Genomic DNA, 16539 nt, shown 5'->3' on the forward strand with positions numbered 1-16539 from the left:
TTTGAGATAGTATAAAAAGAGTCCTACATTTTTGAATGTAGGACTCTTTTCATTAAATAGCCAAGTCTCTTTTATTGTAGAAGAAATAAGTAAATACAGAAAATACAATAATCATTAATAGTGTTACAGCAACTACTATGAAATTTAGTCCGTTACCATTTACTATATCTACATAACTAAAATACTTAAAAGGGGAAAGTACGTTTAAAAAATTCATGCGATCTGTTACATCAGTAATCTTTGATATTACAAAGGATAATAGTAGTATTCCAGTTGCAATTGACCCTGATACCTTAGCCTTCTTCATAAATGCAGATAATAAGGCACCAAGTGAAAGGAAAAGCAATTGAACAATAAACATTGCAATGAAGAATGTTAATATTTCACCATTAATTGAGTCGCCTTTATTGTATTGACCTACCATTACTATTGAAGAAACTAAGGTAATTAAATTTACTATTACTAGATTTACTAATGCAGCTAGAAGCTTTGAAGTAATTATAGTAGATCTAGATACAGGTTTTACAATTAAAAATTCTGTGGTTTTATCTCTTTCTTCCTTTGCTATAATACCGTTACCTAAAAGTACTGCGTGAATTGCAACTGTTAGCTCAATATAGAGAAATAAGAATGCAAAGAAACCACCAATACTAGTAACATCAAAGGAACCAATTCCAAGTAATGCTTTCAAGGTGAAGGGCATTTTATTAAAAACTTCATTAGCAGAACCACCTTCAGAATAAGCTGTATACTTTGCCATACCACTTACAACTAATAAAATCATACAAATGCTCCATATTATAAGGGCTTTTCTATTAGCCTTTAATTCTCTTATAAAAATATTCATAATTAGACCTCCTTTTAATTAAATCCAAGGGTATTAAGCTTATACTGCATGGATATCTTTTTTGTTATAAACGATATAACTTACAATAATAGAAATAATTACGATTGCAACTCCAGTAATCATATATGAAGATTCATAGCTTATATTTTTAATAATATAAGGTATATCAAAATACTTAAAAGGAGAGAAGTAACGTGCAGTATCAACATCCTTTCCAGTAGCAATAAGTGTTCCTAGCATGTATAAGCCAAAAACTACACCGAGTGAAAGAGGTAATATATTTTTAAGCTTATTAAAGAATACTGAAGAAACCATACCTATTGCAAGGAATATAGCTTGAATAAAAAATAAGGTAAGGTTAATCAAGAAAAATGTCTTTACATCAAAATCTGCTGTCTTAACCGTATTTGCCATGATGAAAGATACAGTTAAGAAGATAATATTAGTAATAATAATAATGGTAAAAGCAGCTGAAAGTTTTGCAGTTACAATAGATGTACGAGATACTGGCTTTACTAATAAGAAATCAGCTGTTCTCTCTCTAGATTCTCTAGAAAGTATTGAAAGTCCAAGATTCATAGCTTGAATAGCACCAAAAACTACAATAAAGGAAAATATCATTGAGTAAAATCCTAGGATGGAAGTTATTGTATCTAAATTAATTCCAAGCATAGCTCTAACGGATGCTGGGTAACCTCCTAATAATTTTTTAAAATCTTCAGCATCATTTGCCATTCCAGGATATATTGAAAGATATAGAGCAAGTAGAGCAACTAAAACAATAATCCATATAGTTGTTGTTTTTCTCAGAGTCTTTAGTTCATGTAGAAACATATTCATCTTACTAATCCTCCTTTGAATAATAGTGCATAAATATTTCTTCTAAATCCGGCTCTTCAATAGATATATTGTTAAGATCTATTTCAGCTAATTTTTTAGTGATAGAGTTGATATTTCCTCTAAAGATGAAACTAGCAGAGTCTTTTTCAATCTTAAGGTTATTTACACCTTTAATATTAAAATCTTCTTTTTTGATATTAGATTTACCTTCAATGCTGATTTTCTTATAGTTATTTTCTTGAAGAGTGCTAATCTTTTCAAGCTTAATGATTTTACCTTCTTTTATGAAAGCAACACGGCTACACATCTTCTGAACTTCACCTAGAATATGAGAAGAGAAGAATACAGTTGCACCTTTCTTATTTTCTTCTTTAATAAGTTCAAAAAATCTTTGTTGCATTAGTGGGTCAAGTCCACTAGTAGGTTCATCTAATATGATTAGCTTTGGTTCATGTAGAAGACCTTGTACTATACCAACTTTCTTTTTGTTACCAAAGGAAAGATCATCTATTTTCTTTTTTAAATCTAAATCCATAATTTCTGCAAGCTCTTGTATTCTTTTTGTACAATCCTTTTTATAAAAGCTTGCAGAATATTTTAATAAATCTAAAACTCTCATATTATCGTAATAGAATACTTCTGATGGAAGATAACCTAGTGATTGTCTTACTTCAGGGTTTTCAATACAATTCTTTCCGAATATTGTTGCGCTACCGCTAGTTGGATATATAAGTCCTAAAAGCGTTCTAATAGTAGTAGATTTTCCAGCTCCATTTGGACCAATAAAACCAAAAATTTCTCCTTCCTCTACGTTTAAATTAACATCAATAATACCTCTGGACTTACCATATTGTTTTGTAAGATTCTTAATTTCAATAACATTCATAATTGAAACCTCCTAAAATTTAATCGTATAAATCCTTTTTTATATAAATTTCTAATATGTAGTTAATAGATAGCTTTTACAGGTATTCTTCTTTATAAAAGTTCTTTTTAAGCATTTCCATACAATCATAGAACTCGTTACATATGACTTCAAAATCTACATCTGTTTTACCTGAAAACTGATTCATAAATCCATCAGTCATCCAATAGAGCATTTTCATAACAATTTTAAGATCAATAGTGTCCTTAAACTTTGAAACATCCATTCCATCAAAGGCTATTTTTTCTCTAAAGCCTTCACCTTGAGCAATACCAGCTTTAATGACATCTTTTACTTCATCATCCTCTTCAAAATACATACTTGTTAGGAATGTAGAAATAGGAGGGTATTGTTTCATAGCAGAAAGTTCAATTTCAGTTGCCATTTTGATTCTCTCGAAAAAATCAGTAACTGTAGTATCAAATCTATTGATAACTTCATTAGTAATAATTGTTCCACATAGTTCCAATAAGTATAGATATAATGCTTTTTTTGTTCCAAAGTAGTGAAATACCATGGCCTTAGAAATTCCAGCAGCAGAAGCAATATCACTAACAGAGGTTTTTTTATATCCATTAGTTCCGAAAGTTTTAAGTGCTGCATTTATAATTACATCTTGTTTTTCCTTAGGTAAATTTTTAAATTTATCCAAAAACACCACCTCACAAATTCTTATAAACCGAATCGGTTTACTTGATTATAACGCCATAAACCGATTCGGTCAATAGTGTTGAAAAAATATTTTTTATGAATTAAAATAAAGTTAAAAATAATAGATAAGAATGAGTTAGAATTATATATATAAGTAAATTGGGAGGTAATCTAAAATGATTATGATAGGGCAAATAAGAGAAGTTTATGGGGATGATAAATATCCATCAATAAAAGAGTTAATCAATAGACCAATTAAGGATAAAGAAAAAATTCTAGAATATATGAGAAAATCTAAAGTTATAGCACAAGCACCCGCAGTAGGAATGGATTTAATAAATCCTAATAATAAAACATTAGAGCTTAGCTTAATGACTGATGGTGACTATGAATGGCGTTCAGATGTAATTTACTATGTAGATAAATATGATATGGAATTACCAGAGGAATTCATAAATCATATAGTAAGTGAGAAATAATCAGATAGAAATATGGTATAATCTAAATAATAAATTTGCTGAATTTTCCGAAGGAGAAACTATGATTAACGAAAATAACTTAAACAAATATTACAGTGAAATAGCTGAAAAGCTTGGTGAAATTATACCTGTAGAATGGGATAAGGTAGTTATGTATGCTGAAGTGTTAGAAACTGTTAGTTCCGCCAGTTTTTATTTTTATACAGATGATTGTAATAAAATTAATTATTCTGGAACTATACCTGATAAATTTGGTATTAACAAAGATACCTTTAAACTTCTTTTAAGAGAGCTTAGAGAGATTAATAGAAATCTATGGAATGAATTTAAAAATGCTGGCGAAACCACTTGGAGTACATTAAACTACAACTTAAGCAGTGACGGTAAATTCAAAGTTAAATTTGGTTATGAAATAAATAATGAAATTGGACTTTTAGAACGTGAAATTAGATGGTCATATGAAGAACTTGAAATAATACCGGATGATGAATACGGGAAAAAATTATTAGCTGAATATATAAATAGTTAAGAAAGTAGTTATATAGATCTTAAGTGTTAGGAAGTTAGTTTTTAAAATATATTAATCCTAATAGTTTGGATCTTTTTTATTATATTTTATTCGATAAGAAGTAATATTCATATTGTAATTGGAAAAATATATTTAGTGATATAATTTCTTAGAAAAGATAAAAATAACTAGAAGTATTTAATAAGAGGTATAATATGAATAATATTGTTAGACGGGGTTTTTCACCTAAAGATAACGAGGAATTTGGATATGAATCTATAGAAAAACTACATAAAGCAGCTAAGGATTTATATTATCTCTTAAATCATGGTTATAACATTAAGGGAGCATCTACATTTATTGGTAATCACTATTTACTATCTGAAAGACAGAGATTGGCTTTAGTAAGAGCAATATCATCTGAAAAATCAGTTAAGATTAGAAAAGACAAAGAAGTATTAGGAAGCTTAGAAGGTTCAACAGTACATATTGATGGTTTTAATACAATTATTACTCTGGAAGTGTTATTATCTGAATCTTTAGTACTAAGATGTTTAGATGGCACTATTAGAGATTTAGCTGGACTTAGGGGAACATATAGGTTAATAGATAAAACAGATGTTGCTATTAATCTAGTTGGAAATATTATAAGTAAGAATAAAATAGCTGAAGCAAATTTTTATTTAGATGCTCCAGTATCAAATTCTGGTAGGTTAAAGGAAAGAATACTAGAGTTATTAAAAGTTTATAATTTTAAAGTTAATGTTCAAAATATAAATGATGTTGATAAAACCTTAGAAGTTTTACCTAACGTAATAACTAGCGATGCAATTATTTTAGATAAATGTAAAAGTTGGATAAATTTGAACAGAGAAATTATCGAAAATGAGAATTTAAATAATTGGATTGTAGATTTTAAAATTATAGAATGTATGGATAAAGGAGGGGAAAATGCTTAATTTTATAGGAGTAGGAAGTGCTTTTAATACTAGGTTAGGTAATAATAGCGCTTTTATAAAAAAAGATAATAGCTTAATTCTTATAGATTGCGGAGGAACAGTATTTCATAGATTACAAGAATTAAACCTACTTCAAGGAATTGAAAACTTGTATTTTATTATTACTCATACTCATCCAGATCATGTTGGAAGCTTAGGGGATACAATATTTTATTCAAACTACATTTTGAAACATAAGCCAATAGTTTATTTCCCAGATAAAGCTTTTCTTAGTGGAATTTTAGCTGGTTTAGGTGTTGAAGAAAAGATGTATTATATAAATGACTCTAAGAAAATCATAATAGATGTTAAGGAGTTTGGTAAGGTAGAAATTGAATTTATAAAAACAACACATTCTAGCAAACTTCCTTCTTTTGGATTTATTATGAGTATAAATGGAGAAACGTTTTATTACAGTGGCGATTCAAATGATATCGAAAATAAAATTATTGATAAACTCAAGAGAGGAGAAATTCAAAAAGTATATCAAGATACTAGTGGACTTAACTATGAAGGTAATGGACATTTATATATTAATAAGTTAATTGAAATAATACCTAAGGAATTTAGAAATAAAGTTTATTGTATGCATCTTGATGGTCATGTTTTAGAAGAAGAAATTAAAAATAGCGGATTTAATGTAGTTGAAATCTTTAAAAATTAATTAATCAATAAATCTATGTATAATTACTAGTACATTGGAAAAGATATATTTGAAAAGTGAAATAACTTGCTTTATAAAACAAACTGTTATATTATAATATAGAAGCTTAAATTAATAGTAAATAATGTAACACAGATATATTTCAATTAGTACTTCAAATGGGTATGATAATATCGAAATTTTGTTGGTGAGTTATTACAAAGAATTTAAGAAATAATAAAATTTCGGAGGGAACAAAAATGACAGGAACAGTTAAATGGTTTAACGGAGAAAAAGGATTTGGTTTTATTACAGGAGAAGATGGTAAAGATGTATTTGCTCATTTTTCTCAAATAGTTGCAGAAGGTTATAAGTCACTTCAAGAAGGACAAAAAGTTTCTTATGACGTAGTAGAAGGACAAAAAGGTCCTCAAGCAGAAAATATTACAGCTATCTAATTGATGTAAATTTTACCCCTTTAAATAGGCAACTATTTAAAGGGGTTTTTTGCTATGTTTTTATCTAAAGTCTATAAATATTAAAAGGTAATTTATCTGAAAAATCATAATATATTTAAGTTATATAACAAATTGATGGGTGATAAATATGTATGCAGCATTTAATTTGATACTAAGTAATAAACTTGATTATTATTATGATTTAGGTACAAAATTGTTAGATAAAAATAAAGCTTTAATTAGAAAAGGATTAGAAAGTTTTATGATAAAGGATGGATTTATAAATGGTACAAAAATTCAATCTAACTGGTTTCCTTTAATTGAGGCCGATGTGTTTATTTCTTATGCTTATAAAGACGAAAAAAAAGCTGTAGCACTAGCAGGGTGGCTTAATGAAAATTTTAAACTAAAGGTCTTTGTTGATTCCTGTGTATGGGGATACTCAGAAGAACTTTTAAAAATAATTGATGATGGTTTCTGTTTGGAAGAAGATAAAGAACATTATAACTATTTTAAAAGAAATAAATCTACAAGTCATGTTCATATGATGCTTTCAATAGCTTTATCAAAGATGATAGATAATACTGAATGCTTAATTTTTCTTAATACTCCTAATTCATTAAATGTTTCTGAAGTAATCAGTAGTACAGGGTCACCTTGGATATATTATGAAATAGCAATGACTAAATTAATAAGAAAAAGAAATCCTAATTTTCATCGAAATAAACCTCCTGATATATATGTATTTAATTCTAATTTGCCCATTAAATATTATTTAGAAATGGATGAATTAATTGAACTAAGTGAAGATGATTTATATATATGGAAGGGAAAATATGTTAGCGGTAATTCATTAGATACATTATATGAAATGAAATCATTACTTAAAAAGGATTAATTTATAGGTGGGTTTATGGAGAATAAAATAAAACATTTAGAGTTAATTCAAGGGATAATATCAAGAATGGCAAATAACTCATTCCTTTTAAAGGGGTGGGCTATTACTTTGGTTGCGGCAATGTTTGCTCTAGCTGCAAAGGATTCAAATAATAAATACATTATTTTAACTTATTTCCCAGTCTTGATGTTTTGGATATTAGATTCATATTTTTTAAGCCAAGAAACTTATTTTAGAAAATATTATGAAGAGGTAAGAAATAAAAATGAAGATGATATAGATTTTTCTATGAAGTCCCAAAAAATAAAGTGGAATATTATAGAATGGGCTAAAGCTTGTGTATCATTAACAATAGGAATATTCTATGGAACAATTATAATTTTACTTATTGTGGTAATGTATTTTTTATAAGCTGTGATATAATTATTGTAAATTCGAAAACCTTTTAATTAGGAGGAAACTCAATGAAGAAAATAACATGGGGAATAATAGGCCTTGGTGAAATCGCAAATAAATTTGCACAAGCTGTAACTAAGATGGATAATGTTGAACTTGTTTCTGTTGCTTCAAGATCAAAGGAAAAATCTATTGCTTTTGGTGACAAATATAATGTGGCTATTAATAGATGCTACGGAAGTTACGAGGATATAGTTAAGGATGATGATGTAGATGTAATATATGTGGCAGTTCCACATCCATTTCATAAAGACATATCAATAATGTGTTTAAAAAATAAAAAAGCTGTACTTTGTGAAAAACCTGTGACTATTAATGAAGATGAGGTAAGGGAAGTAATAAAAACAGCAGAAGAAAATAAAGTATTCTTTATGGAAGCCATGAAAACAAGGTTTTTACCTATAAATAAAAAAGTAAAAGAATGGATTGATGATGGCAGAATAGGAGAGGTTCGTTTACTTCAAGCTGATTTTGGTTTTAAAGCTGACTTCGATCCATTAGGAAGATTATATAATAAGGAACTTGGCGGAGGAGCACTTCTCGATGTAGGAATTTATACTATATCCTACAGTTCCTTTATTTTCGGAAATAAACCAATAAGTATAGGAAGTAATCTTTATATTGGATCCACTGGAGTAGATGAATGTGTCTCAATTAATTTAACATATGAAGAAGGAAAGCAAGCACAACTTTATGGTGCAATAAATGTTAATTCAAAAAGAGAAGCTAATATTATAGGGGCAGAGGGAAGAATATGTGTTGAGAGATTTTCTAGTTCAGATACTGCAATTCTATCTGTTAATGGTAAAGAAGAAAAGATATATATGCCTTTTGATATAAATGGCTTTGAATATCAAATAAATGAAGTTGTAGACTGTATAAATAAGGGCAAGCTTCAAAGTGAAATAATGAGTTGGCGGGATTCAATTGAGATAATGAGAATAATGGATGAAGTGAAAGCAAAAGGAATAAAATAAATAGAAACGACTTAAAAGCAGCTTTTTAAAGGCTTTTAAGTCGTTTCTTACTTTCTCTTAAATAAGGCAGTCCATAAGAAGCTTAGACCTTGTAAGGTATCTGGAACACCATCCCTATATTTCCTAATATCAATTATTTCAAAGTCATCGCTAAATATTTTTTCTAGCATTTCTTTTGAAAATCCAGTTCCAGTAATATGACGTTCATAATAGTCCCAGTCAGTGTATTCTTCAGAGTCTACCTCAGTAGAAAAACAAGCTAATCCAAAATAACTTCCTGGTTTTAGAGAACTTCTTAAAAGTTCTAAGTATGTAATTCTTCTATGAGGTGGAAGATGGTGGAAACATCCACTATCATAAATAAAATCAAAATTCATATTTTTAAATTCAAAGATTGATTTACACTGAAAATTAACCGTAACATTATTTTTAGTTGCTTGAATTTGAGCATTTTTTATAGCAGATTCTGATAAATCAACACCAGTAACATTGGAGCCTTGCTTTGCCATAAAGATAGCATTTCTGCCTTCACCACAGCCCAGTTCAAGAACTGTATTTGGAACCATTTCAAATTTTGAAAAGAAATCTTTAAGATTTTCGTCTGGTAAATCAGGATGATTAATAAATGGAGCTTTAAAATTCCTTTGAGAATAAAAACTTTCCCATCTTTCTCTTTGGTCTTGAAGTTTTGCGTCTAACATATTGAAAACATCTTCAACTGTATAAATATCATAATTATTCATTGAAACCTCCAAGATAACTTCTATTTATTTAAATCACTCATTATTTTCTTAACAATAGAATCTGCGTCTATATTTGTATCTACCTGAAGGAGAATTTTTTGACTTAATCCTTTTGCTTCACCAGTTAGATACATAATTTCAGCAGTATTTTCGTCAACTTTTTTCATAACTCTTGCAATATCTCCAGGTACAATTTTTGCAGTTCCACCTTTAGCAAGGGGGATTGTATGTGGTTTATTAAATCTAATTTGTTCACCTAATTTTGCCTTCATATATCTCAATCTCCTATCTTTATTCTATAGCATTATTATATCATAAAATGCACATTTTAGCAGGGTTTTGCCTTATTTTGATAGAGAATAATGTAGTGAAAATTTATGCAAAATATATATAAGATAAAATGAATTGGAGGAAACTTTATGATTGAGCAAATGCTAGAAAAAATATCGGATATAATGCAGACTTATGAGCAACTGACTGATGACATTATACTTTTAAGATTTACAGTAGTGAACTCCTGTATTGTTGCAAATTTAAGTGAAAAACCTAATGAATTTGTATTAGTGGATGCAGGTCTTAAGACTTCAGGAGATTTTATAATAGATACAATAGAAAAGCTTTATGGAGAGAAAAGTTATCCTAAAGCAATTATATTGACTCACGGACATTTTGATCATGTAGGTTCAGTTATTCAGCTTATTAAGACTTATAATATTCCAGTTTACGTTCATCCACTTGAAATACCTTATTTAACAGGTAAAAAGGATTACCCAAGAGGAGATTCTACAGTTGATGATGGAATGGTAGCGAAGATGTCTAAATACTTTCCAAATGAAGCATTAGATTTAGGCGGGTTTATACATAAGCTTCCTGAGGATGGAACAATTCCCTATATGCCTGGATGGAAGTGGATTTTAACTAAAGGTCATACTCCAGGACATATTTCACTATACAGAGAAAGTGATGGAACAATTATTGTAGGAGATGCATTATGTACTACAAAGCAAGAATCACTTTTATCTGTTTTAACTCAAAGAGAACAAATTAGCGGGCCACCAGCATACCTTACAACCAACTGGGAAGATGCAAAACATGCTATTGAAGCCATAACAAATTTAAAACCTAATCTAGCAGTATTTAGTCATGGAAATCCATTAGAAGGGGAAGAATTAAGATCCCATTTGAAGTATCTTAAGGATAACTTTGAAGAGCTAGCAAAGCCAGAGCATGGAAGATTTACTTAGGATAAGCATAAAAAACCAACTAACAGAAGGCAAGGCTTCTGTTAGTTAGTTTTTTTCTTTATTTCTTAACTTCTTGTTTACCAGTTATAGAACTCTTATCATCCATTTTAAATGTTGATTTATTTTCCTCAGAAGTAAAGTATACATTTCCATCAACTTTAGCATCTATTAATTGGAAGCCCTTTACATCAACATATAAATCTCCTTTGAAGGTTCCATGTTGAAGACTACCTTGTGGACTTCTAAAAGTCATTTTTGGTGCAGTTAATGTAAATCTTGCAGTTATATTACGATTTTCATCTTGAGAATAAAGTGCTATTTTACGTTGAATTTGATCATTTCCTTTATCATCCTTCTTACCATTTTTAAATTCACCTTCAACTACAAGATCTTTGTTAACAGTAAGATCTTTTGTTATAGCAACAATCCATGTACCTTTTGAACTTATTGCTTTTTCAAAAGCATCAGCATTATCTACAACTGAAGCAGAGGTTCCAGCATCTGTATTTCCTGTGTTTTGCTTTGCTGGATCAGCTGGTTGTGTTGTTTGATCGTTTTTCTTAGCACATGCAGTAAAAAGAGTACATACTACAAGTAGTGATGATAAAAATAGTTTAGTTTTCATTATATAAGTTCCTCCCTTATAACATAAATTTCTCGATTATAGTATGGCGCATTTTTATGAATTATATTATAAAGATTAACAATATAAATAAATTATTCTTAATAAATAGTGTGGATTTAAAAAATAAATATTTGAATAATCATTAAATTTCTATTGAAATCGTAAATTCATTGACATAAAATATAAACATATACTAAATATGTAAAATAGATTTATATATACGTATTATTGAAATTAATAATGTTTGTATTAAAGTCGATTTTACTTAAATCCCCACAACTATAAATTCTAAGATTTTCTTATTAAACATTTCTTTTGAATATGGGTATGATTTTAGTAATTGCAAAAGTTATACTTTATAGTCAGTGTTACAATTCTTATTTTATTTCAGATTGAGAGAAAAATTATATAATTTTATTTGTGTAGGTTATTTAATGCATGTCTTTGTTAAACGTTTACAGAGGCTGTTCTACCTTTAATAGTCATAGCTTAATTTAATAGTACCAATACATAGTTATAGTACTCTGCTAAATAAAGATTTTCTAGTGAAGGGAGGATTGACTAAATATGTAGGGTAATATGGAATATTTCTAAAGGTAAAATGATTTTAGGAGGTAAGTAAAATGTTCAAGAAGGGTAAAAAACTTTTATCAACAATTCTATCTCTATCAGTTTTTACTAGTTTATTTATGGGTGCTACATTAATTACAAAAGCAGAACCAGTTAATATTGCGTTAAATAAAACTGCAACCTCATCTTCAAATATTGCAGGAAGCACAGCTTCTTTGGCTTTCGATGGTAACTCCAATACTAGATGGGAATCTGACTGGAGCGATCCTCAATGGATTTCTGTGGATTTGGGGACAAGCTATAATGTTACTGGAGTTAAGCTTAACTGGGAAACTGCAGCGGCAAAAGACTATAAAATACAAGTATCAAATGACAATTCTAGTTGGGTAGATGCTTATACAAAAACAGGTGGAACTGGGGGGACAGAGACACTAACATTCTCAACTTCTGTAACTGGAAGATATGTGAGAATGTATGTAACAGCTAGAACAACCCAATATGGATATTCTTTGTGGGATTTTGAAGTTTATGGGACAGCAGTTACACAAAGTTCAAATATTGCATTAAATAAAATAGCTACAGCATCTTCAATTATAGGAGGTAATACTGCATCATTAGCATTTGATAGTAATAATGCTGGAACTCGTTGGGAGTCTGCCTTTAGTGATCCACAATGGATTTCTGTAGATTTAGGCTCAACTTATAATATTACTGGAGCCAAGTTAATTTGGGAAACAGCAGCAGCAAAGGATTACAAAATTCAAGTGTCCAATGACAACTCTAATTGGGTAGATGCTTATACAAAAACAGGTGGAACTGGGGGGACAGAGACACTAACTTTCTCAGCTTCTGTAACTGGAAGATATGTGAGAATGTATGGAACAGCTAGAACAACCCAATATGGATATTCTTTATGGGGATTTGAAGTATATGGAACTGCTTCAGTAGCAAATAAAGTAAGTACTCCAGCAATAACACCTTCAAATGGTAGCTACACTTCAGCACAGAGTGTAACAATTTCTGATAGTACTTCTGGTTCAACCATTAGATATACTACAGATGGAACTAATCCATCAGCTACTAATGGTACTATTTATTCAGGTGCTTTTACTGTATCACAAACAACAACAGTTAAAGCTATCGCATATAAATCTGGTATGACAGATTCTGATATAGCAACTTCTTATATTACAATTGGAAGCAGTAGTAATGTAGACTTTGGACCTAATGTAAAAATATTTGATCCATCTATGTCAAGTGCGAGTATTCAAAGTACAGTTGATACAATATTTAACCAAATGCAAAGTAACCAATTTGGTTCAGAGAGATACGCTCTATTATTTAAACCAGGTTCATATAATGCAAATGTTAATGTAGGCTTCTATACCTCAGTTTACGGACTAGGGCAAATGCCAGATGATGTTAGCATTACAGGGGCAGTACGTTGTGAAGCGGATTGGATGAATGGTAATGCAACTTGTAACTTCTGGAGATCAGTTGAGAATCTATCAGTTAGCCCAACGTATGTATCAAATAACTTAACCACAGCAGGAACATTAACTTGGGCAGTATCACAAGCAGCACCAATGAGACGTGTTCATATAAAAGGTGGCTTATCTTTATGGGATCCATATGGAACTAACTATGATGGTGCTTGGTCAAGTGGTGGATTTATATCTGATTCAAAGGTAGATGGTACAATCTCATCTGGCTCACAACAACAATTCTTAACTAGAAATAGCCAAATGGGTTCTTGGAATGGTGGAAACTGGAACATGGTATTTGTAGGTAACAATGGTGCACCAACTAATGATAGTTCTTTCCCATCAGTACCAAATACAGTTGTTAACCAAACTCCTGTTGTTAGAGAAAAACCTTTCTTAACAATAGATAGCAATGGCAAGTATTCAGTATTTGTACCAGCTTTAAAGAGTAATTCTCAGGGAATTAGCTGGGCTAATGGAATGGGTCAAGGAACATCTATGTCAATAGATCAGTTCTATATTGCAAGATCAGATAGAGATACAGCTGCAAGTATTAATGCAGCACTTAATCAAGGGAAAAACCTAATATTTACACCAGGGGTATATCATTTAAGTGATTCCATTAAAGTTAATAATCCTAATACAGTAATACTTGGATTAGGTCTTGCAACTTTAGTTCCAGACAATGGAACAGCAGCTATGACTGTGGCAGATGTTGATGGAGTAAATATATCTGGTTTACTTTTTGATGCAGGTAAGAATAATTCAGCAACATTATTAGAAGTTGGACCTACAGGAAGCACACAAAACCATTCGACTAATCCAACATCTCTTAGTGATTTATTCTTTAGAGTTGGTGGAGCAGCAGTTGGTAAAGCTGATGTAAGCTTAAAAATAAACAGCAATAACGTTATTGGAGATAATTTCTGGGTATGGCGTGCTGACCATGGTGTAGACGGAGTAGGTTGGACAATAAACACAACTAAAAATGGTGTTGTAGTTAATGGTAATGATGTTACCATATATGGATTATTCGTAGAGCATTTCCATGAATATCAAACTTTATGGAATGGTAATGGTGGAAGAGTATACTTCTATCAAAGTGAAATGCCTTATGATGTTCCAAACCAAGCTTCCTGGATGAGTCATAATGGAACAGTAAATGGATATGCCTCATACAAAGTAGCTGATAATGTTACAACACACCAGCTTTATGGCTCTGGAATATACTCATACTTTAGGGATGCAGTAGTTTCAGCAAATACTGGTATTGAAGTTCCAACTACTTCTGGAGTAAAAGTGCATCATGCTTGTTCTGTATATTTAACAGGTAATGGAGAAATTACTCATGTAGTAAATAATACAGGGGCAGCAGCAAAAGCTGGAAGTACAAGACAAACAGTAACAGACTATTAAAAATGATATAGGTTAGATAATAAAAATAGAAAGAAAAGGTGTTAAGCCTTTTCTTTTTTTTTCTTAAGAAAAAATTTTACTTGATTTGAACGTAATTTATATTAAGTTCAAATATTTGAAATATACTAGTAAAGTAATTAATTTATTAAAGAGGTTAATATGAGCATATCATCACAGCTTATTTCTCAAATAGTAGAAATAGTTTTGATCAATTTAGTACTCTCAGGTGATAATGTAGCAGTGATTTCACTATCAGTAAAAAATCTTCCTCCAAAGAAAGCAAAGTTAGCAAATATGATAGGCGTATGCATGGCTCTATTACTAAGAATATTTTTTATAAGTGTAATTGGATATATTTTTAAATTTAAATGGCTACATGTACATCTGATAGGTGGAATTATACTAATTTATATTACAGTCAATATGATGAAAACAAATGACGAAAAGACTGTTATAACAAAGGAAAGTTCTGATGGGTTTTCAAAAGCGCTTATATCAATAATAATATCTGATATAAGTATGAGTCTTGATAATGTATTAGCTATAACATCAGTTATCATAAATGATGTGGGAGAGATAACTGGTCAGCAGATGATATTAGTAGTACTCGCCATACTTATATGCGTTCCGATTATTTTTTTAGGGAGTGAAATAGTTTCAAAATTAATGAGCAAATATCCAATAATTATTTATATTTGTGCTGCATTACTAATATATACAGCTATTAAAATGATTTTAAAAGATAGTTTTGTATTGCATATTTTAAGTATAATCAACCCATTATTAATACTAATAGCTATAGGAGTTATAGCAATTACTACAGTGATTTTTATGAGCAAGGAAGCTTAGAAAAATATATTTAACAAAAAATATATATGTAGTAATGATTTCTTGGTATAAAATAGTAGTAGAAATCGATAGGTAACTATACTTAATTAATTGGATGGTGATGGTAATGACAAAATTGTTATATCAAGGTCATGGGAGTTTTCGTATTGAAAGTAATGATGGCAAGATTATTTATGTAGATCCATTTGCAGGGGAAGGATACGACGTTCCTGCAGATATCATATTAGTTACACATGAACATGGAGATCATAATAAGATTGATTTAGTTACCCTTAAAAATTCTTGTGAAATAAGAAGAGCTGAAAATATGTTAGTAAATGGACAATATAAAAGTGAGCAGATTGATAATGTAAATATTCAGGCAGTACCAGCTTATAACAAAAATCATAATATAAATGAATGTGTTGGCTATGTAATAAAGGTCGATGAATTAAAAATTTATGCTGCAGGAGATACCTCCGAAACTGAATATATGTCAACAAACTTATCGAAGGAAGCAATTGATTATACATTACTTCCTATGGATGGTTATTACAACATGGATGTTAATGAAGCTCAAAAGTGTGCTGAGATAATAGGATCAAAGCATAACATACCAATTCATATGAAACCAGGTGAGTTATTCGATATCAATATCGCTGAAAAATTTAAACCATCTGGTGCATTAATTGTAAAACCTGGGGAAGAAATAGAACTTTAAGATTAATAAACACTAGATTATTTTAAATAGTATTTTGTCCATAAGATTTGTGGCACAAGATACTATTTTTTATTAGGGAAGAATATCTATATAAAATATGACATACAGTAGTCAAGTTTCTCAAGATATAATATGTAAAAGATTTGCAATAATATTAATAGTATGATTAAATATTAACTAATAAGAATTATTATATATTAATATTAATTAATTAGGATTGGATATTAA

Annotated in this window: 19 protein-coding genes; 12 read left to right on the forward strand and 7 right to left on the reverse strand. The window is 29.8% G+C overall.

Translation table 11 applies throughout. From position 1 onward, the window contains the following. Positions 1–52: 52 nt before the first annotated feature. The 4 genes from L1S47_RS00840 to L1S47_RS00855 form a co-directional block, all read right to left on the reverse strand. Entirely contained in the window at positions 53–847 is a 795-nt protein-coding gene (locus L1S47_RS00840; RefSeq protein ID WP_238881597.1) for an ABC transporter permease subunit, read from the reverse strand. Positions 848–886: 39 nt separating this feature from the next. Further along, complete coding sequence (locus L1S47_RS00845; protein ID WP_238881599.1) at positions 887–1687, reverse strand: ABC transporter permease subunit; 801 nt, start codon at positions 1685–1687, stop codon at positions 887–889. 4 nt (positions 1688–1691) lie between these two features. Further along, positions 1692–2573 carry an ABC transporter ATP-binding protein gene (locus L1S47_RS00850; RefSeq protein ID WP_238881600.1) on the reverse strand — a complete coding sequence of 294 codons (882 nt, stop codon included), beginning with the start codon at positions 2571–2573 and terminating at the stop codon, positions 1692–1694. A 76-nt stretch (positions 2574–2649) separates the two neighbouring features. Next, positions 2650–3264 carry a TetR/AcrR family transcriptional regulator gene (locus L1S47_RS00855; protein ID WP_238881601.1) on the reverse strand — a complete coding sequence of 205 codons (615 nt, stop codon included), beginning with the start codon at positions 3262–3264 and terminating at the stop codon, positions 2650–2652. Between the two features lie 175 nt (positions 3265–3439). Here L1S47_RS00855 and L1S47_RS00860 point away from each other — a divergent pair, with 175 nt between their 5' ends. The 8 genes from L1S47_RS00860 to L1S47_RS00895 all read left to right on the forward strand — a co-directional run bounded on the left by L1S47_RS00860 (position 3440) and on the right by L1S47_RS00895 (position 8680). Continuing rightward, the gene (locus tag L1S47_RS00860; protein WP_238881602.1) at positions 3440–3742 is read left to right on the forward strand and encodes a hypothetical protein; all 303 of its coding nucleotides are present in this window, start codon (positions 3440–3442) and stop codon (positions 3740–3742) included. A gap of 61 nt (positions 3743–3803) precedes the next feature. Beyond that, positions 3804–4271 carry an immunity protein YezG family protein gene (locus L1S47_RS00865; RefSeq protein WP_238881603.1) on the forward strand — a complete coding sequence of 156 codons (468 nt, stop codon included), beginning with the start codon at positions 3804–3806 and terminating at the stop codon, positions 4269–4271. 194 nt (positions 4272–4465) lie between these two features. Next, positions 4466–5209 carry a DUF434 domain-containing protein gene (locus L1S47_RS00870; RefSeq protein ID WP_238881604.1) on the forward strand — a complete coding sequence of 248 codons (744 nt, stop codon included), beginning with the start codon at positions 4466–4468 and terminating at the stop codon, positions 5207–5209. Beyond that, positions 5202–5912: an MBL fold metallo-hydrolase gene (locus tag L1S47_RS00875; RefSeq protein ID WP_238881605.1), complete on the forward strand. Its 711-nt coding sequence runs from the start codon at positions 5202–5204 to the stop codon at positions 5910–5912. The genes L1S47_RS00870 and L1S47_RS00875 overlap by 8 nt, the downstream gene beginning before the upstream one ends. A 239-nt stretch (positions 5913–6151) precedes the next feature. Then, complete coding sequence (locus L1S47_RS00880) at positions 6152–6349, forward strand: cold-shock protein (RefSeq protein WP_202767356.1); 198 nt, start codon at positions 6152–6154, stop codon at positions 6347–6349. A 148-nt stretch (positions 6350–6497) separates the two neighbouring features. Then, positions 6498–7247, forward strand: a complete 750-nt coding sequence (locus L1S47_RS00885) for a hypothetical protein (RefSeq protein ID WP_238881606.1) — start codon at positions 6498–6500, stop codon at positions 7245–7247. A 15-nt stretch (positions 7248–7262) separates the two neighbouring features. Then, positions 7263–7658 carry a hypothetical protein gene (locus L1S47_RS00890; RefSeq protein WP_238881607.1) on the forward strand — a complete coding sequence of 132 codons (396 nt, stop codon included), beginning with the start codon at positions 7263–7265 and terminating at the stop codon, positions 7656–7658. A gap of 53 nt (positions 7659–7711) precedes the next feature. Then, positions 7712–8680, forward strand: a complete 969-nt coding sequence (locus tag L1S47_RS00895) for a Gfo/Idh/MocA family protein (protein ID WP_238881608.1) — start codon at positions 7712–7714, stop codon at positions 8678–8680. A 47-nt stretch (positions 8681–8727) separates the two neighbouring features. Here the strand turns inward: L1S47_RS00895 and L1S47_RS00900 are convergent, their stop codons facing one another. Together L1S47_RS00900 and L1S47_RS00905 are read right to left on the reverse strand one after the other, a co-directional pair. Then, positions 8728–9423, reverse strand: coding sequence for a class I SAM-dependent methyltransferase (locus L1S47_RS00900; RefSeq protein WP_238881609.1), 696 nt, complete (start codon positions 9421–9423; stop codon positions 8728–8730). 20 nt (positions 9424–9443) lie between these two features. Beyond that, positions 9444–9695, reverse strand: coding sequence for a hypothetical protein (locus L1S47_RS00905; protein WP_202767351.1), 252 nt, complete (start codon positions 9693–9695; stop codon positions 9444–9446). Positions 9696–9842: 147 nt separating this feature from the next. On the opposite strand from L1S47_RS00905, the gene L1S47_RS00910 reads away from it, so the two are divergent. After that, a complete protein-coding gene (locus tag L1S47_RS00910; RefSeq protein ID WP_238881610.1) occupies positions 9843–10667 on the forward strand; it encodes an MBL fold metallo-hydrolase in 825 nt (274 codons plus the stop codon). Positions 10668–10725: 58 nt separating this feature from the next. On the opposite strand, the gene L1S47_RS00915 is transcribed toward L1S47_RS00910, so the two are convergent. Further along, positions 10726–11292, reverse strand: a complete 567-nt coding sequence (locus tag L1S47_RS00915; protein ID WP_238881611.1) for a hypothetical protein — start codon at positions 11290–11292, stop codon at positions 10726–10728. A 623-nt stretch (positions 11293–11915) separates the two neighbouring features. On the opposite strand from L1S47_RS00915, the gene L1S47_RS00920 reads away from it, so the two are divergent. The 3 genes from L1S47_RS00920 to L1S47_RS00930 all read left to right on the forward strand — a co-directional run bounded on the left by L1S47_RS00920 (position 11916) and on the right by L1S47_RS00930 (position 16311). Beyond that, positions 11916–14762, forward strand: coding sequence for a discoidin domain-containing protein (locus tag L1S47_RS00920; RefSeq protein ID WP_238881612.1), 2847 nt, complete (start codon positions 11916–11918; stop codon positions 14760–14762). A 159-nt stretch (positions 14763–14921) separates the two neighbouring features. Further along, complete coding sequence (locus L1S47_RS00925; protein WP_238881613.1) at positions 14922–15611, forward strand: YjbE family putative metal transport protein; 690 nt, start codon at positions 14922–14924, stop codon at positions 15609–15611. A 106-nt stretch (positions 15612–15717) separates the two neighbouring features. Then, positions 15718–16311, forward strand: a complete 594-nt coding sequence (locus L1S47_RS00930; RefSeq protein ID WP_238881614.1) for an MBL fold metallo-hydrolase — start codon at positions 15718–15720, stop codon at positions 16309–16311. Positions 16312–16539 lie beyond the last annotated feature (228 nt).

The sequence above is a fragment of the Clostridium sp. YIM B02551 genome (genome assembly GCF_022324735.1).
GTDB lineage: Bacteria > Bacillota > Clostridia > Clostridiales > Clostridiaceae > Clostridium_T > Clostridium_T paridis.